At 71.4% G+C, this 19,404-nt stretch carries 20 protein-coding genes; 11 read left to right on the forward strand and 9 right to left on the reverse strand.

Translation table 11 applies throughout. The features are described 5' to 3' along the window. Positions 1-9: 9 nt before the first annotated feature. Entirely contained in the window at positions 10-381 is a 372-nt protein-coding gene (locus CT688_RS00640) for a CrcB family protein (RefSeq protein ID WP_107755331.1), read from the reverse strand. After that, the gene (locus tag CT688_RS00645; RefSeq protein ID WP_107755332.1) at positions 378-863 is read right to left on the reverse strand and encodes a CrcB family protein; all 486 of its coding nucleotides are present in this window, start codon (positions 861-863) and stop codon (positions 378-380) included. The genes CT688_RS00640 and CT688_RS00645 overlap by 4 nt, the downstream gene beginning before the upstream one ends. A 298-nt stretch (positions 864-1,161) precedes the next feature. On the opposite strand from CT688_RS00645, the gene thpR reads away from it, so the two are divergent. Then, complete coding sequence (gene thpR / locus CT688_RS00650) at positions 1,162-1,776, forward strand: RNA 2',3'-cyclic phosphodiesterase (protein ID WP_107755333.1); 615 nt, start codon at positions 1,162-1,164, stop codon at positions 1,774-1,776. A gap of 14 nt (positions 1,777-1,790) precedes the next feature. Here thpR and CT688_RS00655 read toward each other — a convergent pair whose 3' ends face one another. Next, positions 1,791-2,444, reverse strand: a complete 654-nt coding sequence (locus tag CT688_RS00655) for a hypothetical protein (protein WP_107755334.1) — start codon at positions 2,442-2,444, stop codon at positions 1,791-1,793. 95 nt (positions 2,445-2,539) lie between these two features. Here CT688_RS00655 and CT688_RS00660 point away from each other — a divergent pair, with 95 nt between their 5' ends. Next, entirely contained in the window at positions 2,540-3,187 is a 648-nt protein-coding gene (locus CT688_RS00660; protein ID WP_231750432.1) for a nucleosidase, read from the forward strand. 83 nt (positions 3,188-3,270) lie between these two features. Further along, positions 3,271-4,824, forward strand: coding sequence for an HNH endonuclease signature motif containing protein (locus tag CT688_RS00665; RefSeq protein ID WP_107755336.1), 1,554 nt, complete (start codon positions 3,271-3,273; stop codon positions 4,822-4,824). A gap of 5 nt (positions 4,825-4,829) precedes the next feature. On the opposite strand, the gene CT688_RS00670 is transcribed toward CT688_RS00665, so the two are convergent. Continuing rightward, positions 4,830-5,303: a molybdenum cofactor biosynthesis protein MoaE gene (locus CT688_RS00670; protein WP_107755337.1), complete on the reverse strand. Its 474-nt coding sequence runs from the start codon at positions 5,301-5,303 to the stop codon at positions 4,830-4,832. Positions 5,304-5,356: 53 nt separating this feature from the next. Further along, a complete protein-coding gene (gene moaCB, locus CT688_RS00675) occupies positions 5,357-6,361 on the reverse strand; it encodes a bifunctional molybdenum cofactor biosynthesis protein MoaC/MoaB (protein ID WP_107755338.1) in 1,005 nt (334 codons plus the stop codon). A gap of 99 nt (positions 6,362-6,460) precedes the next feature. On the opposite strand from moaCB, the gene CT688_RS00680 reads away from it, so the two are divergent. After that, entirely contained in the window at positions 6,461-7,546 is a 1,086-nt protein-coding gene (locus CT688_RS00680; protein WP_107755339.1) for an NADH:flavin oxidoreductase/NADH oxidase, read from the forward strand. 46 nt (positions 7,547-7,592) lie between these two features. On the opposite strand, the gene CT688_RS00685 is transcribed toward CT688_RS00680, so the two are convergent. Further along, positions 7,593-9,956 carry a fatty acid desaturase gene (locus CT688_RS00685; protein ID WP_228549473.1) on the reverse strand — a complete coding sequence of 788 codons (2,364 nt, stop codon included), beginning with the start codon at positions 9,954-9,956 and terminating at the stop codon, positions 7,593-7,595. Between the two features lie 102 nt (positions 9,957-10,058). Here CT688_RS00685 and CT688_RS00690 point away from each other — a divergent pair, with 102 nt between their 5' ends. The 3 genes from CT688_RS00690 to CT688_RS17445 all read left to right on the forward strand — a co-directional run bounded on the left by CT688_RS00690 (position 10,059) and on the right by CT688_RS17445 (position 12,384). After that, a complete protein-coding gene (locus CT688_RS00690) occupies positions 10,059-11,195 on the forward strand; it encodes an AraC family transcriptional regulator (protein WP_107755341.1) in 1,137 nt (378 codons plus the stop codon). 262 nt (positions 11,196-11,457) lie between these two features. Beyond that, positions 11,458-12,147, forward strand: coding sequence for a TenA family protein (locus tag CT688_RS00695; protein ID WP_107755342.1), 690 nt, complete (start codon positions 11,458-11,460; stop codon positions 12,145-12,147). Between the two features lie 81 nt (positions 12,148-12,228). Continuing rightward, positions 12,229-12,384 carry a DUF6131 family protein gene (locus CT688_RS17445; protein WP_182613520.1) on the forward strand — a complete coding sequence of 52 codons (156 nt, stop codon included), beginning with the start codon at positions 12,229-12,231 and terminating at the stop codon, positions 12,382-12,384. Between the two features lie 130 nt (positions 12,385-12,514). Here the strand turns inward: CT688_RS17445 and glp are convergent, their stop codons facing one another. Next, positions 12,515-13,813, reverse strand: a complete 1,299-nt coding sequence (gene glp / locus CT688_RS00700) for a gephyrin-like molybdotransferase Glp (RefSeq protein WP_231750433.1) — start codon at positions 13,811-13,813, stop codon at positions 12,515-12,517. A 159-nt stretch (positions 13,814-13,972) separates the two neighbouring features. Between glp and CT688_RS00705 the strand changes: the two genes are divergently transcribed. The 4 genes from CT688_RS00705 (at position 13,973) to CT688_RS00720 (ending at position 17,553) form a co-directional block, all read left to right on the forward strand. Beyond that, on the forward strand, positions 13,973-15,331 hold the full coding sequence (locus tag CT688_RS00705; RefSeq protein ID WP_228548840.1) for a uracil-xanthine permease family protein: 1,359 nt from the start codon (positions 13,973-13,975) through the stop codon (positions 15,329-15,331). Between the two features lie 66 nt (positions 15,332-15,397). Continuing rightward, on the forward strand, positions 15,398-16,426 hold the full coding sequence (gene moaA, locus CT688_RS00710; protein ID WP_231750434.1) for a GTP 3',8-cyclase MoaA: 1,029 nt from the start codon (positions 15,398-15,400) through the stop codon (positions 16,424-16,426). A gap of 53 nt (positions 16,427-16,479) precedes the next feature. Further along, positions 16,480-16,743, forward strand: a complete 264-nt coding sequence (locus CT688_RS00715) for a MoaD/ThiS family protein (RefSeq protein ID WP_231750435.1) — start codon at positions 16,480-16,482, stop codon at positions 16,741-16,743. Positions 16,744-16,746: 3 nt separating this feature from the next. Beyond that, positions 16,747-17,553, forward strand: a complete 807-nt coding sequence (locus CT688_RS00720; protein ID WP_107755345.1) for a substrate-binding domain-containing protein — start codon at positions 16,747-16,749, stop codon at positions 17,551-17,553. A 25-nt stretch (positions 17,554-17,578) separates the two neighbouring features. On the opposite strand, the gene CT688_RS00725 is transcribed toward CT688_RS00720, so the two are convergent. After that, positions 17,579-18,856 (reverse strand): globin domain-containing protein, encoded by a 1,278-nt coding sequence (locus CT688_RS00725; RefSeq protein ID WP_107757909.1) that lies wholly within the window; start codon positions 18,854-18,856, stop codon positions 17,579-17,581. Positions 18,857-18,945: 89 nt separating this feature from the next. Next, positions 18,946-19,386 (reverse strand): Rrf2 family transcriptional regulator, encoded by a 441-nt coding sequence (locus CT688_RS00730; RefSeq protein ID WP_107757910.1) that lies wholly within the window; start codon positions 19,384-19,386, stop codon positions 18,946-18,948. Positions 19,387-19,404: the final 18 nt, after the last annotated feature.

Consider the following 19,404-nt stretch of genomic DNA (forward strand, 5'->3'; position numbering starts at 1 on the left):
GGAGCGTGCTCAGAAGAGGGCTGCGGCCAGTGCGAGACCGGCGGCCACCGCCGCGACCACCGCGATCCCCGTTCCCAGGACGTTGCCGAGGGCCCTGCGATAGGCCCCGCCCTGGACCAGGCGGACGGTCTCCACCATGGCGGTCGAGAACGTGGTGTACCCGGCGCAGAAGCCGATCGTGGCCGCCTCCAGACCGACGCCACCGATCGCCCCGGCAATCGCCGCCCCGGTGAGCACGCCCATGAGCAGTGAGCCGGTGATGTTGACGGCGACGGTTCCGACCGGGAAACCGCTGTTCCACCGGGTTCTGACGAGGCCGTCCACCACGAATCTGGCCGCGGCGCCGAGCCCGCCGAACAGGGCGATGAGGGCGATGGTCACGGGCGGTCCCCTCCCGGCGCGGTGGGGTCGGAGACGACACCCTGGTCGGGATCGAGGGGGAGACGACGCTCGCGCCACCGATGGTGCCGGCTGGCCAGGATGACCCCGAGCATGCAGGTGAGGAATCCGCCGACGAGCGAGACCGTGAAGTAGCCGACCGCCAGGCCGACGTGACCGGAGGTGAGCAGCCTCTCGATCTCGAGGGCGAAGGTGGAGAAGGTGGTGAATCCACCCAGGGCGCCGGTGCCCAGGCCGAGGCGGATCATCCGTCGGGGACGGGTCTCGTCACCGGCACGGACGAGTGCTTCGAGAAGCAGCCCGAGGAGGAACGCTCCGATGAGGTTCTCGGCGAGCGTCGCCACCGGCCACTCGTGCGGGTGTGGAATCGACGTGGTCATGCCCCATCGGGCCAGGGTGCCCGCGGCGCCGCCGAGCGCGACGAGGGCGATCAACCCGGGGTGCAGATGCGGTGGTCGGCTCATCGGCGCTGCCTCCTGACCTTGTACGCCGCCGCACGCCGCGGGGCGCCCGGTTCGGACGAGGCCCGGTCGGGGTGTCCGGTCGGGTGGCCGCCGTCGACACGCATGGTGGCTACCAGCATTGACTAGGAAACAGGGACCGTTGACGACATCCGTGTCGTGGTTGAAGGCGGGCCCCACCGCCGTGATGGCCACGATAACAAGCTCCACGTGGACCGGTTCTTGTGATGGAGCGTGAGGTGGGCCACGGTGGTGGGGTACCTCGGGCAGTGTCCGACGAGCAGTGGGGAGCGGGTAGCAGATGGGTCATCGCATGTTCGCCGCGGTGCTGCCGCCGGAGGAGGTGAGCCAGGAGCTCGAGCGGTTCCTCGAACCGCGCCCGGGACTCGCCTGGACCGATCCCGCGCAGTGGCACCTCACCCTGACCTTCTGCCCGGATGTCGACGAGTGGCGGATCGACGACCTCTCCGACAGGCTCGGCGCGGTCGCCCGGAAGCACGAGCCGTTCCGGATCCGGCTCGCCGGGGCGGGGGCGTTCCCCTCGGTCGACCGGGCGAAGGTGCTGTGGGCGGGCGTCGAGCACCTGGCGGCAGCCCCGACCGATTCCGGGTCGCGCGAGACTCCGTTGCACGCCCTGGCCGCGGGGGCCCGGTCGGCCGCCAACGCCGCCGGCTGCGTCCCCGACGGGGCTCGGTTCCACCCTCACCTCACGCTCGCCCGGCTCCGCGGTCGCTCCGATGCCACGGCATGGCTCCGCGTCCTCGACACCTTCACCAGCAGTGACTGGACGGTCTCCGAGATCGCGCTGGTCGACTCCTTTCTCGGTGAGGGGCCCGGGGGGCGGGCCCGGCACGAGGTGGTGGACCGTCTGCCGTTGGGGGAGTCCGACACCCGGTGGTGGTCACCCTCCGGGTAGCTCTGGTCCCGGGGTCACAACCCCGCACACTGCCCTTCCCGCTCACCGCCGACCTCGTTGCCGCCGCCGGTCGGGACCGGGGCGTTGCCCTCGCACTCGAGGTCGCCCCCGATGGAGTTGCCGTCGAAGCGCTGGGGGCCGGAGTTCTCCTGCGATTCCAGATCGCCACCGATCCGGACGTTCTCCACCGTCGCCTCGCCGCCCCTGTCCAACTCGATCGACCCCGCCACCTCGCCCCCGGACACCAGAACGGAGGCGTGCCCCTCGGCCTCGATGTCCTCGGTGACCCGGACGTTGCGGGCCTCCAGCCGACCGCCGCTCCGGACGTCGATGTCGCCGGTGACGGTCAGGTCGGACAGCACACACGTCTGACCGTCGCGGACCAGGACATCCCCGGGGATGTCCTGCCCCGAGACGTCGGTGCCGCAGTCCGACCGGTCGAACGCCCCCCGGTCGGTGGGCTCCCCGGGTCTGTCGCCGTCCCGTTGGCCGGCGGGCAGTTCGGCCGTCTCGACGGGAGCGGTCACGGTGGCGGTGACCGTCGGCGCCGCGTCGACCCGGTCGTCCTCCGCGCCGGTCGCGCATCCGGCGGCGGCGAGCACCGCGACCGCGGACAGGAGCAGTGAGCGGCGGGCCGCGTTGGGGCGGGGAGACGGGAGTGGGGTCACGGTTCACCTCTGCGGTCGACGGGTGGCCTTCTCCTGCCACCGTAGGCGTGGTGGGTGGATCGCACGGACAACGCAGTGGAAGAGCCTGATCGCCGGTGACTACCGTGGAGACCGTGGAGCTCCTCGGAACCGTCGATCCGGCACACCCTCTCGTCGTCGTCGCGCTGGAGCAGGAGGCCCGTCACTTCGTCACGGACTTCCCCGTCCTGGTCACGGGCGTCGGCAAGGTTCGGGCCGCGGTGGCGGTGGCGCATGCGGTCGGTGGCGGCGTCCGGCCCCGCGAGCTCGTCAACGTGGGCACCGCCGGGGGGCTGCACCCGGGGATGCAGGGCGTTCACGAGATCGCCACCGTGTTCCAGCACGATTTCGACAACCTGGCACTCCACGCCGTGACCGGCCGTCACGACGGACCGCCGTTGACCCTCTCGGCCGAGTTCGCGATCACCCCCGAGCCGGCCCACGCGCTGCCGTCGGAGCCCGGCGGGACCGGCGCGCCCGTGCTCGCCTCCGGTGATCGCTTCGTGGCCGGCGGGCCACTGCGGGACCACCTCGCGTCGATCGCCGACCTGGTGGACATGGAGGGGTACGCGGTCGCCGCTGCCGGCTCGATGCTGGGCCTGCCCACCCGCCTGGTCAAGTACGTCTCCGACCCGGCCGACGAGTCGGCGGGGTCCACGTGGGTACAGAGCGTGGACGCGTGCGCGCGGGTACTGGCGGAGTGGGTCGGCAGCCGGCTGGAGTGAGAACTCGAACTCTTGTGCTAAAAGGGCTGCTGCGGTAGTATCGAAAGTGTGTTCGATAATGGCCAAGGGGGAGGGGGATCACGATGACGACGAGTGCGCTGTTCGCCGTACCCCAGCCCCTCGGCATGATCGACGCGGGGGCCGTCAGCGAGGCGGCCCGCGCCGCGACGCTGGCGCAGAACCGCGCGGGGGCCACGCGGCTGGAAGCGGCGCATGTCCTGGTCGCGCAGTTCGCTCGAGCCGACGAGGCCCGGTCCGACGAGCGCGGCGCCGGTTCGCGCCGGCCGGCCTACGCCCGGTTGGATCCCCAGGCGCGGGCGCGTGATCACCTGGTCGCGGCGTGTCAACTCACGTGTTGGCATGCCGCGCGGTTGGTGACGGCCGGGACGCAGATCCACCGGCGGCTGCCCCGTCTGCGGTCGACGGTCGACCGCGGGCTGATGCCTGAACAGTTGGCGATCGATATCGCGTGCCGCCTGGCAGAGGTTCCCGACGCGATCGTGTCGGACGTGGAGGACGAGGTGGTCGCGCGCTTTGTTGACGATCTCGACGGCGGCGACCGGCCGAGTCGCCTCGCGGTGGACTCGGCGATCGATGATGCCGTGGAGCGACACGACCCGGCTGCCGCGGAGGATGCCGCCGACGCTGCGGCCGCGACCCGCTCCGTCCGCTTCCGCGGCGCGCGTAACGGCATGGCCACGATGTGGGCCAGGCTCACCGCCGCCGATGCCGAGCTTCTTCGGCGGCGTATCGAGACCGATGCCTCGGTCGCCTCCGCGGACGGGCTGGATCGTCCCATGGACCAGCTCCGCGCCGACGCGCTCGCCGCGCTCGCCGTCTACGAGGCTGAGGCCGGCCCGTCCGCGACCGACCCCGACGCCGCCGCTGCCCCCACTGCCACCGCGTCCGAGCATGAGGGCAGAGACCTCGGTGACATAGATCTCGACGACATCGAACTCGGCGACGTCAGGGTGGGGACGGACCTGCCCCGGCCCACACTGGGCAACGCCGCGCGGGCGGGTCAGCCGATCCGCATCAGCGTGATCGCCTCCGCGGTCCGGGGCCTGCCCAACCGCGTCGAGTTCGTTCACGGCGCCTACAGCAGTTTCGAGTGGCTCTGCACGGAGTTGCTTGAGGGTGACGATGCGAGCGTGCGGTTCGAGCTCATCGACCCCGCCCCGGGCGCGCTCGACTCCCCCGATCACGCCCTGCGCTACGTGATCACCCCGGCGATGGCCGAGCGGATCCGTCTGCGCGACGGGACGTGCCGACACCCAGGGTGCTCGGTCTCTGCCAAGCATTGCGATGTGGACCACGTCATCGCGTTCAACACCAAGGACCCTGAACTCGGCGGGCCGACCGCCGAGTGGAACCTCGTCTGCCTGTGCCGGAAACACCACCGGGAGAAGACGTTCGGGACCAACGCCTACCGGACCGGGCCATTGGGTGAACTCGTCATCCTCACCGACACCGGTCACGAACACCGCACCAGACCCAAGGGCCCCCTGGCCCGTGCCCGTGACGCCATCCGGGAACGAGAGTGGAGCGCCTTTGTGGATCGGACCATCGCCGACGACGGCACGCTCGTCAACCCGCCAGGCCGTCCCGGGAACGGCTCCCGCAGACGACCGGCCTGACCGCCTCAGCAGTCGCCGACGCCCACCCACTCGGAGACGCCGTCGGTGAAGCGCTGCCGCTTCCAGATGGGCACACCCCGCTTGAGCCGTTCGATGAGCTCCGAGCACGCGGCAAAGGCCTCGCCCCGGTGCGGCGCCACCGCAACCACCACCACCGCGACCTCGCCGACAGCCAACACGCCGACCCGGTGCACCGCGCCGATGCGGACGCTGCGGCGTGGGTCGAGCGGCCCGCCCTTCTCCAGCTCGGGCGAGGTGTGTTCGGTGGCGACCTCGTCGCAGAGCCGTGTCAGGACATCCTGCGCCGTCGGGTGGGCCGAGTACTCGATGTCGAGCACGTCGCGTCCGTGATCGTGGTCGCGCACCACGCCGGAGAACGTCACCATGGCCCCGTCGGCGGTGCTCCAGACCGCCCTCTCGACCTCCCTGGGGTCGATCGCGTCCTCGGTGATCTGCACGAGTGGACTGTGAACGGTCATGGTCGGTGCCTCCTCGCGGTGCGGTGCGGTGCGGTCCCGGGCCGGCGCGGCGGTCAGTGTCCGCCGCCGTCGGCGTGCACGGCGAGCAGGTGGTCGAGCAGTTCGTCGAGGACCGCCAGCCCGTCACGCACCCCGCCCGGCGAACCCGGGAGGTTCACCACCAGGGTACGTCCGGCGAAGCCGGCCAGGCCGCGGCTCATGGCGGCGGTGGGGGTCGAGACAAGACCGCGGGCCCGGATCGCCTCGGCGACGCCCGGGAGCTCGAGGTCCAGGTGCGGCGCGGTCGCCTCGGGGGTGCGGTCATCCGGGGCGACCCCGGTCCCGCCGGTGGTCAACAGCACGGCCGGGGAGCGGCGGACCTGTTCGGTCACCGCCGCGGCGACCTCCGCGTCGGGGACCACGTGGACCTCGACCGGGGAGAACTCGCGCCCGAGCAGCCAGCCCTCGATGGCGGGGCCGGTGGTGTCCTCCCGTCGCCCGTGCGCGGCGGCCGTGGAGGAGACGACGACGACGGCGCTGCGACCCGACTCCACCGCGGCCCGCCCGGCGGCGGCGGGGGGTGACTCGTCCTGGTCCCTGGTCCAGTCGCCCCGTTTCCCGCCGGACTTGGCGGCCAGCCTCACCCCGTCCATCGTGGCCAGCGGGTCGACGGCCTTGACCATGTCGTGCAGTGTCAGCCCGGCCACCGAGACAGCCGTGAGCGCCTCCATCTCCACCCCCGTGCGGCCGGTCGTCGTGGCTGTGGCCGACACCCGGATCTCGCCGGCCGGCGCGTCGAGCTGGAAGCGCACCTTGACCGAGTTCAGGGGGATCTGGTGGCACAACGGGATCAGCTCCGAGGTCTTCTTGGCCGCGCCGATACCGGCCAACCGGGCGGTGGCCAGCACGTCGGCTTTCCCCAGCTCGTCCCCCGACACCATCGTCACGATCTCGGGCCGGGTACGGAAGACCCCCTCGGCGGTGGCGGTGCGGGTGGTGACGGCCTTGCCGCCCACGTCGACCATCCGAACCCGGCCCTCGGCGTCGAGGTGGGTCAGATCCGGGTGGGCATCAGTCATGGCGACCACGCTAGTCGCCGGTGCCGGAGTGCGTGAGAGAGCGTGCCGGGGGTGGTGCCCCGCGATCCGGACCCGGCCCGCAGGGGTTTAATCGACGGAATGCCACTCCTCTTCGACCCCATCCGCATCCGCGATCTCGAGATCCGCAACCGCGCGTGGCTCTCGCCCATGTGCCAGTACTCGTGCGACGCCCGCGACGGCGTCCCCACCCCGTGGCATCTCGTGCACCTGGGTGCGCGGGCGCAGGGCGGGTTCGGACTGATCCTCGCGGAGGCGTCCGCCGTCGTGCCCGAGGGCCGGATCAGCCCCCACGACGCCGGGATGTGGAACGACGCGCAGCGGAACGCATGGGCGCCGATCGTGGACTTCGTCCACTCGCAGGGCGCCGCGATCGGCATCCAGCTCGCCCATGCCGGGCGGAAGGCGTCGACCCACCGGGCTTTCCCCGGGGAGCCCACCGGGTCGATCCCGGTGGCGGAGGGCGGGTGGACCACTGTCGCCCCCTCGGCCATCCCGTTCGGCGACATGGCGGCCCCGGTCGCGCTCGACGCCGACGGGATCCGAGCTGTCGTCGACGCCTTCGCCGCGGCCGCCCGACGCGCGGACGAGGCGGGCTTCGATGTGGTCGAGATCCACGCCGCCCACGGCTACCTGGTCCACGAGTTCCTCTCGCCCCTGTCCAACGAGCGATCGGACGAGTACGGCGGCTCCCGGGAGAACCGCTCGCGACTGCTGGTCGAGATCTGCGATGCGGTCCGTCGGGTCTGGCCGGAGGGCAAGCCACTGTTCGTTCGCATCTCGGCCACGGACTGGGTTCCCGGTGGGTGGACCCCGGACGATTCGCGCTGGCTGGCGGCGCGCCTCGCCGGGCACGGCGTCGACCTGGTCGACGTCTCGTCGGCCGCCAACACCCCTGCCGTCCCGCCGGTGCCACTCGAGCAGGGGTATCAGGTGCCGCTGGCCGAGGAGGTCCGGGCGTCCGGGGCGGTGCTGGCCGGCGCGGTGGGACTCATCAGCGACCCGCACTACGCCGAGCAGGTGCTGGCCGACGAGCGGGCCGACGTCGTGTTCCTGGGCAGAGTCGGGCTGCGCGAGCCCGCCTGGCCGCTCCGCGCGGCCGCCGAACTCGGAGTGCCCTGGCGTGAGGCGCCGTACCCGCCGCAGTACACGCGCGGCAAGTGGTGAACCCCGCCGGTCAGCCGGCTGTCGCCACCCCGATGGCCGAGTGCGGCTAGAGGTCCAGCTCGATGTCCGAGCAGGGCATCGCCGTGCACACGGTGATCCGCTCCCGGACGACCGTGTCGGTCGTGCCTCCGTCGGCCCGGGACTCCGCGCTGGTGGTACCGCTGAGTTTGCCGGTCACACACGCCTTGCACAGTCCGCGTTCACACCCGGTCGGTACGGAGATGCCCGCCCGGCCCGCGGCTTCGAGCAGGGTCGTGGCCCCGTCGATCTCCACCGAGGTGCCGGTGCGGCGGAAGTGCACGGTGTAGCGACTGCCGTCGTCCGCCGGTCGCTCGAGTTCCGGGGCGGTGAACGACTCGGCGTGAAAGCGCTCGGCAGGCTGTCCGAGGGCGCGCAGCTGGTCGCGGGCCAGATCGATCACCGCGGCCGGCGCACACACATAGGTCTCCCGGTCGGCGGCGTCCGGGACGAGACCGCGCAGCAACTCCGGACCCAGCCGGCCGGTGGTCAGGCCGTCCCGCCCGGACGGCGTATCGGTGAACAGGTGAAGCGTGGCGCCCGAGTCGCGGGCCAGCCGACGGAGTTCCGCCTCGTAGATGATCGAGCGCTCGTCGCGGTTGAAGTACAGCACGGTGGCGTCGGTCCCGGCGTCGCGGGCGATGCGGCGCAGGAGGCTGATGATCGGCGTGATGCCCACCCCGCCGGCGATGAGCAGTGAGGGGGCGCCGGGCTCCGGCATGGCGAAGTCGCCCGACGACTGCGGAACGCCGACGAGAGTGACGTGGCGCCCCGCCTTCAGCGTGTCGTTCAACCGGGTGGAGACCCGGCCCCCGTCGACCCGCTTGACGCAGATCTCCAGGTGTCCCGGCTCGTCGCGCTGCGAGCCGTCGAGCCGCGAGTCGATGCTGTCGCGGACGAGGCTGTACTGACGGACGAGTTCGGCGGTGCCGCCGTCGTCGTCGTCGTCGACCTCCACCCGCACCGAGATGTACGCCCCGGCCTCCCACTCCACGTCCTCCCACCCGCGCGGCCTGGCCAGACGCACGGAGAGCGCGTCACCGCCGGCGACCGGCGTGGCCGACAGGACCCTCGCGGGAACATTGTGGAAGCGGGGCTTGTCCAGGTACGGGGACTCGGGCAGCGGCCGATACGTGAACCCCGAGATCACGCGCCGCACGAGCGAGGAGGGGTCGCGCAGCAACTCGGCCGGTCGTCCGAACTCCCGCTCGCCCAGCGGCACCGACAGGCCCGTGAGCGTCGTGGCGATGAGCGGCACCGTCTCCAGCAACGGGGTCTCGTGATACGGCAGCCCGAACCGGGCGGCGAGGGCGCGCACCTCCGGCGCGATCCTGCGCTGCATGGACGGCGGCAGGTCGGGAAACAGGTGATGCTCGATGTGGGTGTCCAGTCCGCCGTAGAAGATCCGCAGGTCGGGGCGGTCGTCGAACGGAACCTCCTCCTCGAGGATCCGGGTCAGCGCCTCGTCCATCCGTCGGCTGGGCAGGAAGTTGCGGGTCGCCCGGATCTGCCGCTCGTAATACTGGTCGGGGGTCTCATCCGGGCCGGGATCGGTGAACAGTTCCAGTTCACCCGCGTGGTGTTCGATGAGCACCAGGAACAGCACGGACATGTATCCGGCGACTCCGCCCAGGTAGTTGGCCACCAGGGTCGGCAGCGGCTTCCATCCGGAGCGGAAGGGCTCGTCCACGAAGCGGCGCCGCGCGTCCCGACGGGCGATCCTGGCCGGTGAGCGCAGGGTGTACGAACTGAAGAACGGGTGGCTGTCGACCTTGCGCGCGATGTTGGCCAGGAAGAACGGTGCCGCGACCGGGGCCATGGCAGCGAGCGCGGAGATCAACGCCACCTGCCCGAGGTGGTGGCCGTACCAGTCCTGGCCCGCGCTGCCGCGGAAGACGCTGTAGCCGAGGTCGTGGTCCTTGCCGACGATGTTGGTGTTGGGGTGGTGGCCCGCGTGGTGCATCGTCTTCCAGTGGTCGACGTCGACGTTGAAGTCCCAGTCGTAGCGATCCGAGTGGTACTCGCCGTTGCCCGGCAGGTGGTCGTAACTGCCGTGGACGATGTTGTGGCCCAGCTCGGAGAACTGCATGAGTCGGTACATCATCTCCAGCGCGGTGGCCCGGCGGATCGCGCGCGGACCCCCCTCGCGCAAGAGTTCGCGGCGGCGTGCGTCGATCGCCCGCCCATATGCGGTGACGTGGCGGATGTGATCCAGGTCCTCCTGGCCCACCTCGGCCTTGGCCCGAGCGTAGAGCTCCTCCATCGCCTCGGCCAGGCCGGACGGTGATGCCGAGTGGGCGGGACCCGCCGGCCCTGCCGCCCCGTTCGTCGAGCTCCCCGGCTGTGAACCCTCCGAGCCCGTACCTGCGCTGATGTTACTGGCGAGAGTCATGAGTGTGACGGTAGCCACTCGTCGGGACCGGGAACAGGGCGATGGCGGTCGGATGGTTGGCATTTTCGGTCACTCGGCAACCTGCGTTGATACGGTCGGGCGATGACCTCGTCGTCGGGCCCGTCCGCGCTCAGCTCGTCCGCGGTCGGCTCGTCCGCGGTCGGCTCGTCGACGCCGCGCTCGTCCTCGCCCGTGTGGGCGGTGCCCCGCGGCACGGAGGGGATCCGCATCATGGTGGACGGCGGCGTCGCGCGCGGGATGACGACGACGGAGTGCCTCGCCGGCACCGGGCTCGACGCGGCGGACCTCGACGACGAGACCGCACAGATCTGGGCGCACCAGGAGTTCGTGGTGATCCGCAATCTCCTGGGCGAGCTCGGGGACCGGCCGGGTCTGGGTGCGGGTATCGGTGCCCATTCGACGCTCGGGCGCACCGGCGTCATCGGCTTCATGATGCTCGCGGGGCCGACCGTGCGGGCGGCGCTCGACCGGGCCATCCCGTACCTCGCGCTCTCGCCCACTCACCTGCGGTTCTCCCTCGAGGAAGGCTCGGCGGGAGCCACCGGAACCGGGGCCGACGTGGACTGCCTGCTCGCCGCCGATGACGAGATCCCCGCGGATGTCCGGACGTTCGTGGTCGAGCGTGACCTGGCGGGCCTGGCCGCGGCGCTCCGTGGGGCTCAGATCGACGTGGGGATCACCGGGCTCGAGACGACCCTCGGCCCGGAGAGTGCCGTGATCCTCGGTGAGTCGTGGGGGTTGACCGTCGACGAGGTCCGGCCATACGCCGAGCGGAACCGACTGGCCATCACCCGGGAGCGGCTGGACGCGCGGCTGCCCCAGGGCGACGAGAACACGGCGAAGCTCTTCGAGAGGCAGTGTCGCGAACTGCTCGACGACCGGCTGGCGCGCGTGGGCGTCGCGGGTCAGGTCCGCAGCCGCCTACGTCACGAGCGCGAGACGTGGCCGTCCATGACGGAGGTGGCAGGTGAGCTGCACATCGACGTCCGCACCCTGCGTCGCCGGCTGGCCGCGGAGGGGACCTCGTTCCGGCGGCTGCTCGACGAGGTGAGGCATCATCGGGCGCTCGAGCTGTTGGCGCTCCGCGTGCCGGTGTCGGAGGTGGCGCGCGAACTCGGGTACTCCGAGACCGCGACCTTCACCAGGACGTTCATTCGGTGGGAGGGGGTCCCGCCCAGTCGCGCCCGGCGGGCCGGGCAGATCGAGCGAGTTCCGTGAGGCGTCGGCCGAGTGCGCACCTCCCGGATCGCGACCGGGTTCCACGGATTGTGCCCCATATTCACGGATCGTGACCGATCAGGACGCATGGGCATCGGCGGTGCCACTCGGGCCGAATGGCAGGCTGGGGGTGCCGGCGGCACGGTGCAGAGAGGACCGGCTCGGCGGGGTGCGGTGGCTGGCCCCGGCGTCGAGCGCGACGATCCGCACACCGACCGAGCGGACTGCTCAGCATCCCGACACTCACCCGAGGAGAGCCGAAATGACCCTGTTCGAGACCCTCAAGGACCGCTGCCGCCCCGAGTGGGAGGCCTACATCCGGCACGAGTTCGTGGAAAGGCTCGGAGAAGGAACGCTGCCGATCGACGTGTTCCGCGACTACCTGATCCAGGACTTCCACTTCCTGGTGCAGTTCGCCCGTGCCAACGCACTGGCCGCGTTCAAGAGTCGCACGCTGGCCGACATCACGGCCGCCCATCAGGCCACGGGGGCCATCATCGCCGAGACCGCGCTCCATCTGCGGTTGACCGAGCGGTGGGGCATTCCGCGCGCGGAGCTCGAGGCCGCCGCCGAGAAGCAGGCCACCGTCGCCTACACCCGCTACGTCCTGGACGCGGGCATGTCCGGAGACCTGCTCGACCTGCACGTGGCGCTGGCGCCGTGCACCATCGGGTACGCCGAGATCGGGGCGCTGGTGCAGCCTCGCCTCGCCGACCACCGCGACGTGAGCGGCAGTGGCGGTGGGGTGACCGAGCATCCGTACGCCGAATGGATCGCCGAGTACTCGGGCGCAGAGTTCACCGCGGCGTCGGCTGCGGCGATCGCCCAGCTCGATCAGCTGGCCGCGGGCGGACTCAGCGAGCGACGTCTCGACGAGCTCACCGGGGTGTTCTCCACGGCCACCCGGTTGGAGGCCGACTTCTGGCAACAGGCTCTCGACAGCGTGGCCTGAGCCTCCGCGACCGGTCGTGGTTCGGCACGGCCCGATATACGCTCGTCGCTCCATGTCATGTCACAGTGAAAGGACGACTCAATGATCATTCTCGGTGCGATTCTGTTAATCCTCGGATTCCTGTTGGACATCCCGATTCTCTGGACGATCGGCCTGGTTCTCGTGGCGATCGGGGTAATCCTCTACGTGCTCGGAGCAGCCGGCCGGGCGGTCGGTGGACGCAAACACTGGTACTGACCCGGCCGGGTGTGTGACCACCGGGCCCGCTTCTCGCCGACCGTGAGAAGCGGGCCCGTCCACATGTGCGGGGCACCGCGGTGCGAACAGAGGCCGGGGTGTGCTCGATCGGTCACAAGGGCTCGATCGGTTACAAGGGGATGGTGACGACCTCGTCCCCCGCCGCCAGTGAGGTCACGTCGGCGGGGATCTCGATCAGCACGTCGGCCCGCGCCATCGAGGCGACCAGGTGCGAACCCGGGCCCGAGACCGGTTCGGCGGTGGGCGGCCCTGACATGCTGCCGGCGGAACCGGGCAGGAGCGCCGCTCGCAGGTACTGCGCCTTACCGGCGGGAGAGGTCACGTCGCGCGACAGCAGGGCCCGGCTGGTCTGCACGGGCACGCGACCCACGGCCTCGAGGACAATCGGACGCAGGAGTACCACGAACGACACGAGCGCGCTCACCGGATTGCCCGGCAGGCACACCACCGGCGTGTCCCGCCACGACGAGAGGCCCTGCGGGCCCCCGGGCTGCATGGCGACAGGGGCGAAGCGGGCCCCCTCGCGGTCCGCCAGGACCTGACGCACCACCTCGGCGTCCCCCATGGACACCGCCCCGACGGTCACCACGAGGTCGGCGTCCCCGGTGGCGACGTCCAGCGCCGCGGTGAAGTCGTCCCGCTCGTCACTGCTGATGACCGTCGCGGTGACCTCGCACCCGCAGGCTCGCAGCGCCGCGCCGAGTGTGAGCGAGTTGGACTCCCAGATCTGTCCCGGCTCCAGGGGCCTGCCCGGTGCGACGAGTTCGGAGCCCGTGGCCACCACGCCGACCCGCGGGCGCGGCCGCACGTCGAGTCCGGACTCCCCGAGCGAGGCCGCCGCCGCGAGGTGCCGGGCCTCGAGCCGGGTCCCGGCGGGGATCACGAGGTCACCGGCGCGGACGTCGTCCCCCGGCCGCCGCACGAACTCCCCGGCGACCCGCGGAGCATGGACCAGGACGGTCTCGGGCCGGCCCGCCTCGAAGGCGGCCGGGTCGGCCGGGTCGGCAGACGTGTCCTCCACGGGGACGACGCAGTCCGCTCCACCGGGCAGGGGGGCTCCGGTCATCACCGCGCAGGCCTCGTCGTCGTGGATCTCCGGTCCCGGCCCCTGGCCGGCGTGGATCGACCCCACCACCCGGAGCCGCACCGGCGAGTCCGGACCGGCCCCGGCGACATCCGACGAGCGCACCGCGTAGCCGTCCATCTGCGAGTTCACGAACAGGGGGAGGTCGGTCGACGCGAGCAGGTCCCGGGCGAGCACCGAGTCCGCGCACGCCACGAGGGGCAACCGGGTGCTCTGGGAGGCCCGCTGCAGCACCGACGCGAGATGCGTGCGCAGGAGCTCTCGGTACCCGTCGGGGGACGGGCGGGACTCGGGGCGGGTCGGGCGGTCGGGGTGGGAGGCCATGCCCCCACGGTAATCGCGTTGTACTGTGCCTACGGTCCGCGCGCGGGGCGCAGGCGGCGAAGCTAAGGGGCGACGGTGGCGAGAAGGCCGGGGAGAACGACGCTGTGGACCGTCCACGGTGACGGCAAGAGCATCAGGCCCGGCGAGGTCGTGGCCCCCATGGAACGGTTGAGCTGGCCCCGGACCATCGGCATCGGCGCCCAGCACGTGGTGTCGATGTTCGGCGCGACGTTCGTCTTCCCCATCATCATGGGGCTCAACCCACAGCTCGCCATCCTCTTCTCCGGCGTCTGTACGCTGCTGTTCCTGGCGATCGTCAAGGGGCAGGTCCCCAGCTACCTGGGCACCTCGGTCGCGTTCGTCGGGGCGGTCGCGGCGATCCGCGCGCAGGGTGGCACGAGCGCGGAGGTCACCGGCGCGATGCTGGTGGCGGGTGCGACGCTCGCCGTCGTCGGCATCATCGTGCACGTGGTGGGCGGGCGCGTGGTCACCGCGATCCTCCCGCCGGTCGTCACCGGGGCCGTGGTGATGCTGCTGGGCTTCAACCTGGCGCCCGTCGTGGCCGAGACCTACTGGCCGCAGGACCAGTGGGTGGCACTGACGGTGATGATCGCCCTGATCCTCATGACCGTGGGACTGAAGGGCTTCGCCGGCCGGATCGCGATCTTCCTCGCGCTGATCTTCGGCTACGTCCTGTCGTGGGTCCTCGACCTGGTGACCGGGCCCATCACCTCGTTCAACGCCACCGCCGGTGAGGTGACGGAGCACCTGCGGGTGGACTGGTCGGGAGTGTGGGACGCGCCGTGGCTCGGGCTGCCGCCCATGACCGACGAGGCCGCGGGCGTGGTGGGAATCCACGCCCCGGACTTCTCGCTCGCGTTCGTGCTGCTCATCGTCCCCGGGATCATCGCCCTGATCGCCGAGAACGCCGGTCACGTCAAGGCGATCGGCGAGATCACGCGCACCGAGACCGACGGCCTGATGGGCCGGGCCCTGGCCGCCGACGGTGCGGGCACCGTCCTGGCCACCTCGTTCGGTGGATCGGCGACGACGACGTATGCCGAGAACATCGGGGTGATGGCCGCGACCAAGGTCTACTCCACCGCCGCATATGTGGTGGCCGCCCTGACCGCCATCCTCCTGGGGTGTTCGCCGAAGCTGGGTGCGGTGATCTCGGCGACGCCCGGCGGGGTGCTGGGCGGGATCACGGTGGTCCTGTACGGCATGATCGGCCTGCTCGGTGCCAAGATCTGGAAGGAGAACCGGGTCGACTTCGGCAACCCGCTCAACCTGGTCCCGGTCGCGGCGGGCGTGGTGATCGCCGTCGGCGACACGACCCTGGTCGTGACGGACGACTTCCAGCTCGGCGGGATCGCGCTCGGCACCCTCGTGGTGGTGCTGGGCTACCACCTCGCCCGGGTGATCGCCCCGCAGTTGAGAGCGCAGGCCGAGCGCGACGAGATCCACGAGCTCACCCTCCTCGGGCCGAACCCGGAGGTGGAGGTGCCGGAGAGGTAGCCGCCCGCCGGTGATGCGGGCGCGCGCCTACACTCGACCCGGACGGCCGGCAGATCGGAGGTGCGCGTGACAACGCAGGACCCCCCGAACACCTCGGTGCTCATCGACACCTTCGGTCGCACCGCGCGAGACCTGCGCGTGTCGCTGACGGAGAAATGCTCGCTGCGGTGCACGTACTGCATGCCGGAGGAGGGGTTGCCCCCGATCCCCGACGCCGCACGGATGACGGGCGACGAGGTGGTCCGGCTGGTCGCGCTCGCGCACCACGAACTCGGGGTACGCGAGGTGCGCTTCACCGGCGGGGAACCGCTGATGCGCCAGGACCTCGAGCAGATCATCGCCGGGACCAGGGCGGCGTGCCCGGACCTGCCGATCGCCCTGACCAGTAACGGTGTCGGACTCGAGCACCGGGTGGGCGCGCTGGTCGACGCCGGGCTCGACCGGATCAACATCTCGCTGGACACGGTCAACCGCCTGGAGTTCGCGGAGCTCACCCGCCGCGATCGACTGCCGTCGGTCCTGCGCGGGGTGCGGGCCGCGGTCGAGGCGGGACTCGACCCGGTCAAGGTCAACGCGGTGCCGATGCGGGCGACCCTGCCCGGGGCTCCGGACCTGCTGGAATGGGCTCTGACCGAGGGCGTGCAGCTGCGGTTCATCGAGGAGATGCCGCTCGACGCCGACAACACCTGGTCCCGGGTGGAGATGGTCACCGCGCAGGAGCTGCTCGAGGTGCTGGGCGCGCGATTCGACCTCGTCCCCGCCGGCCGCGAGGACCCGTCCGCACCGGCCGAGTTGTGGCAGGTGGTCGGACGTTCGGTGGCGGGGTCTCCGGCACACGTCGGGGTGATCGCCACCGTCACCCGGAATTTCTGCGCGGCCTGCGACCGGACGAGGTTGACCGCGGAGGGCACAGTGAGATCCTGTCTGTTCAGCGACGACGAGACCGACGTCCTGGGCGTCCTGCGTTCCGGCGCGCAGGACGCGGAGATCGCCCGGGTCTGGCGCGGGGCGATGTGGGGCAAGCAGGCCGGGCACGGCATCGGCGGGACGGCGTTCCACCGGCCGCGCAGGTCGATGGGCGCCATAGGTGGATGATTTGTCAACAAAATGGTTCCGGCGTGTCCGGGACAGAGGTTAGAGTCGACCACGTGAGCACGACATCCAGAATGATCACCGTGGGGTACTACGCGGCGGCCGAGGACGCGGCCGGCACCGCGCGCGAGCGCCTCCTCACGGAGGCGACCACCATCGGCGAACTGGCCCGGGAGGTCTGCGAGCGGCACGGTGAGCCGCTCGCCAGCATCGTCACGGTCTCGTCGTTCCTCATCGGCGAGGAGACCACCCGCGATCCCCACGCGTCGATCGACGGGGTCTCCGTGGTCGACGTCCTGCCCCCGTTCGCCGGAGGGTGACCGGTGGGACGGCGTTCGGGGCTCGCGTTGGGCGTCGCCCTGATGTGTTCCGGCGTCGCCTGTGCGGTCGAGGAGCCTGAGGCCACCGCGGTCGTCTCGCTCGGGGTGGCGGCCGCCCCGTCGCTGTCCGAGGCGTTCGTCGACATCATCCGGATCTTCGAGGCGGAGAACCCGGGTGTTCGGGTCCATCTCGAACTCGGGCGGTCGGACGAGATCGCCCGGGGGTTGTCCGAACGCACGGACCTCAACGTCTTCGCCTCCGCGAGCGAGGAGGCGATGGAGTCGGCAGTAGAGCAGGGCGCGGCGGTGGGGCCGCAGATCTTCGCCCGCAACCACGTGGTCGTGGCGGTCCCGGCCGGGAACCCCCGCGACGTCCGAGAGATGGCCGACCTGGCCCGTCCGGAGTTGAGGGTGGGCCTGTGCGCGGTGGACACCCCGTGCGGGAAGGCGACCGAGAAGGTGCTCACGGCCTGGTCGGTGCAACCCGTGGACGCCGTGAGGGAATCGGGTGGGTCCCGCGCTCTCACCGCCAGGCTCGCGGACGGTGAGATGGACGTGGGAATCGTCTACCGCACGGACGTGGCGAGTTCGAACGGGTGGGTGGCGCCCGTCGAGGTGGAGGGCCGCGAACGCGAGCTGATGAGGTCAGCGGGCATGACCCGGTACGTCCTCGCCCGCGTACCCGGTGGGGAGGGCGGCCCGGACGGCGAAGCTGAGCGGGTCGCTGCCGACCGGTTCCGCGAATTGGTCACCTCTGATCGCGGCCGCAGAGCGCTCGAGGGGGTCGGGCTGGAACCGCTGCCGGAGTGACCCGGGTGCCGCCCGGCGCGCGGGACTAGACCAGCCAGTCGTTGGGGGCGAAGAGCTCGGCGTGAATCCGGTGTTCGGGCACCCCGGCCTCGAGGAACCTCGGGCGCATCGACTGGAGGAAGCCGGTGGAGCCACACAGGAAGACGTGTGCGTCCGCCGGGAGTCCGACGGAGGCCGGGTCCATGAGGCCCGGGTGGACCGTCCCGGGTCCGGAGGCCGCGTCCGCGCCGTGCTCGTACCAGGTGTGCACCTCGGCATCGGCGAGCAGTGAGGACTCGCCGGCGACCTCCTCGGCCAGAACGTGCTGGTCGGGCGAGCGGTCCGCGTGCAGGATCAGCACGCGCCGGGGATCGTCGGTCGCCGACAGGTGAGCGATCATGCCGAGCATCGGGGTGATGCCGATCCCGGCCGAGCACAGGACGACCGGTGCCGCGTCCGGGCCCGACCCGGTTCCCGCGGCGTCCAGGACCAGGTCACCGAACGGCAGCGTGACCTGGAGCGTGGTGCCGACCCTGGCGTGGGCGTGCAGCCACCCGGAGACCTCACCGGCGGGGCACGGACCCGCGCCACCGGAGACCGCGTCGACCCGGCGGACGCCGATCCGCCACGTGCCCGACCCCGGCGCCGCCGACAGCGAGTACTGACGCAACTGACGCGCGCCGTCGGGCAGCACCACTCCGACGGAGGTGTACTGGCCGGGTCGGAAGTCTGGCAGGTCGCCACCGTCGGGACCGCCGAGGGTCACCACGGTGACGGAATCGGTGACGTCCTCCCGGGCCAGGACGACGGCGGTCCGGAAAACGTCTCCCGGCTCGACCCGGGCCTCGGCGTAGAGGGCGTTCTCGAAGTCTACGAGGACGCCCGCCATGATCCAGTACACCTCGTCCCACGCGGCCGCGATCTCCGGGGTGATCGCCTCGCCCAGCACCTGGACGATCGCGTCGAAGAGGTTGTCGTGGACCACCTGGTACTGGTCGGCGGTGATCCCGAGGCTCGCGTGCTTGTGGCCGATCCGGGCCAGCATGTCGACGGGGCTCTTCCCGTCCACCAGCAGCGTCGCGAAGGTGGCGATGGAGGCGGCGAGCGCGCGCTGCTGGGCGCCCAGCTTCTGGTTGCCGCGGTTGAAGGTGTCGCGCAGGAGCTCGGGGTGGTTGCCGAACATCGTGCGGTAGAACACCGGGGTGATCTCGTCGATGTGCGCCCCGATGACCGGGAGCGTGTCGCGGATGATCGGGACGTGGTGCGGCGAGAGCTCCCGCGGATGGGCGAGGATCGTCTCGAGTGAGGTGAGCGACGTGGTCATGCGGATCTCCTTCAGTGGACGCGACGGGGTCACCCGGGCACCTGGGGTGCCGGGCGTCGAGGGGGTGTGGGTCGGTGGTCGCCGACCGGTCAGGGGGCGGGTCCCAGGCTGAGCAGGACCTGCCTGGTCGGGGTGTGGACGATGCCCGAGACGGTGAGTGGATCGAGGGCGGCGAAGAACGCCTCGCGGGCCTCGGCCAGGGCTCGGCGGAGGCTGCAGTTGCCGGCTAGCGGGCAGGGCGCCGGGCCCTCGCACTGCACCACCTCGCCGGGGCCCTCGAGTTCACGCAGCAGCCGCCCGACGGACGCCTGACGACCGGCCTCGGTGATCGCGAGACCACCGCCCCGGCCTCGCCGGGACTCGACGAGGCCGAGCTCCACGAGCCGGGAGACGGTCTTGGCCACGTGGCTCGTCGACGCGTTCACCGACTCGGCGATGCCCCCGGCGGTCATCCGGTCCCCGCGCCCGTCGGCCGCGGCGAGACGCATGAGGGCGCGGAGCGCGAGATCGGAGAACCTGGACAACTGCACGAGGCCGAGCGTGCCATA

Source organism: Dietzia sp. JS16-p6b (genome assembly GCF_003052165.1).
Taxonomy (GTDB): domain Bacteria; phylum Actinomycetota; class Actinomycetes; order Mycobacteriales; family Mycobacteriaceae; genus Dietzia.

What these genes read in the sequence shown, in the direction of transcription:
- CT688_RS00705 (WP_228548840.1), top strand. Translation starts at nt 13,973, where the DNA reads ATGGAACGGTTGAGCTGGCCCCGGACCATCGGCATCGGCGCCCAGCAC.
- moaCB (WP_107755338.1), bottom strand. Translation starts at nt 6,361, where the DNA reads ATGACTGATGCCCACCCGGATCTGACCCACCTCGACGCCGAGGGCCGG.
- CT688_RS00695 (WP_107755342.1), top strand. Translation starts at nt 11,458, where the DNA reads ATGACCCTGTTCGAGACCCTCAAGGACCGCTGCCGCCCCGAGTGGGAG.
- CT688_RS00680 (WP_107755339.1), top strand. Translation starts at nt 6,461, where the DNA reads ATGCCACTCCTCTTCGACCCCATCCGCATCCGCGATCTCGAGATCCGC.
- CT688_RS00645 (WP_107755332.1), bottom strand. Translation starts at nt 863, where the DNA reads ATGAGCCGACCACCGCATCTGCACCCCGGGTTGATCGCCCTCGTCGCG.
- CT688_RS00670 (WP_107755337.1), bottom strand. Translation starts at nt 5,303, where the DNA reads ATGACCGTTCACAGTCCACTCGTGCAGATCACCGAGGACGCGATCGAC.
- CT688_RS00685 (WP_228549473.1), bottom strand. Translation starts at nt 9,956, where the DNA reads ATGACTCTCGCCAGTAACATCAGCGCAGGTACGGGCTCGGAGGGTTCA.
- CT688_RS17445 (WP_182613520.1), top strand. Translation starts at nt 12,229, where the DNA reads ATGATCATTCTCGGTGCGATTCTGTTAATCCTCGGATTCCTGTTGGAC.
- glp (WP_231750433.1), bottom strand. Translation starts at nt 13,813, where the DNA reads ATGGCCTCCCACCCCGACCGCCCGACCCGCCCCGAGTCCCGCCCGTCC.
- CT688_RS00665 (WP_107755336.1), top strand. Translation starts at nt 3,271, where the DNA reads ATGACGACGAGTGCGCTGTTCGCCGTACCCCAGCCCCTCGGCATGATC.
- CT688_RS00725 (WP_107757909.1), bottom strand. Translation starts at nt 18,856, where the DNA reads ATGACCACGTCGCTCACCTCACTCGAGACGATCCTCGCCCATCCGCGG.
- thpR (WP_107755333.1), top strand. Translation starts at nt 1,162, where the DNA reads ATGGGTCATCGCATGTTCGCCGCGGTGCTGCCGCCGGAGGAGGTGAGC.
- CT688_RS00690 (WP_107755341.1), top strand. Translation starts at nt 10,059, where the DNA reads ATGACCTCGTCGTCGGGCCCGTCCGCGCTCAGCTCGTCCGCGGTCGGC.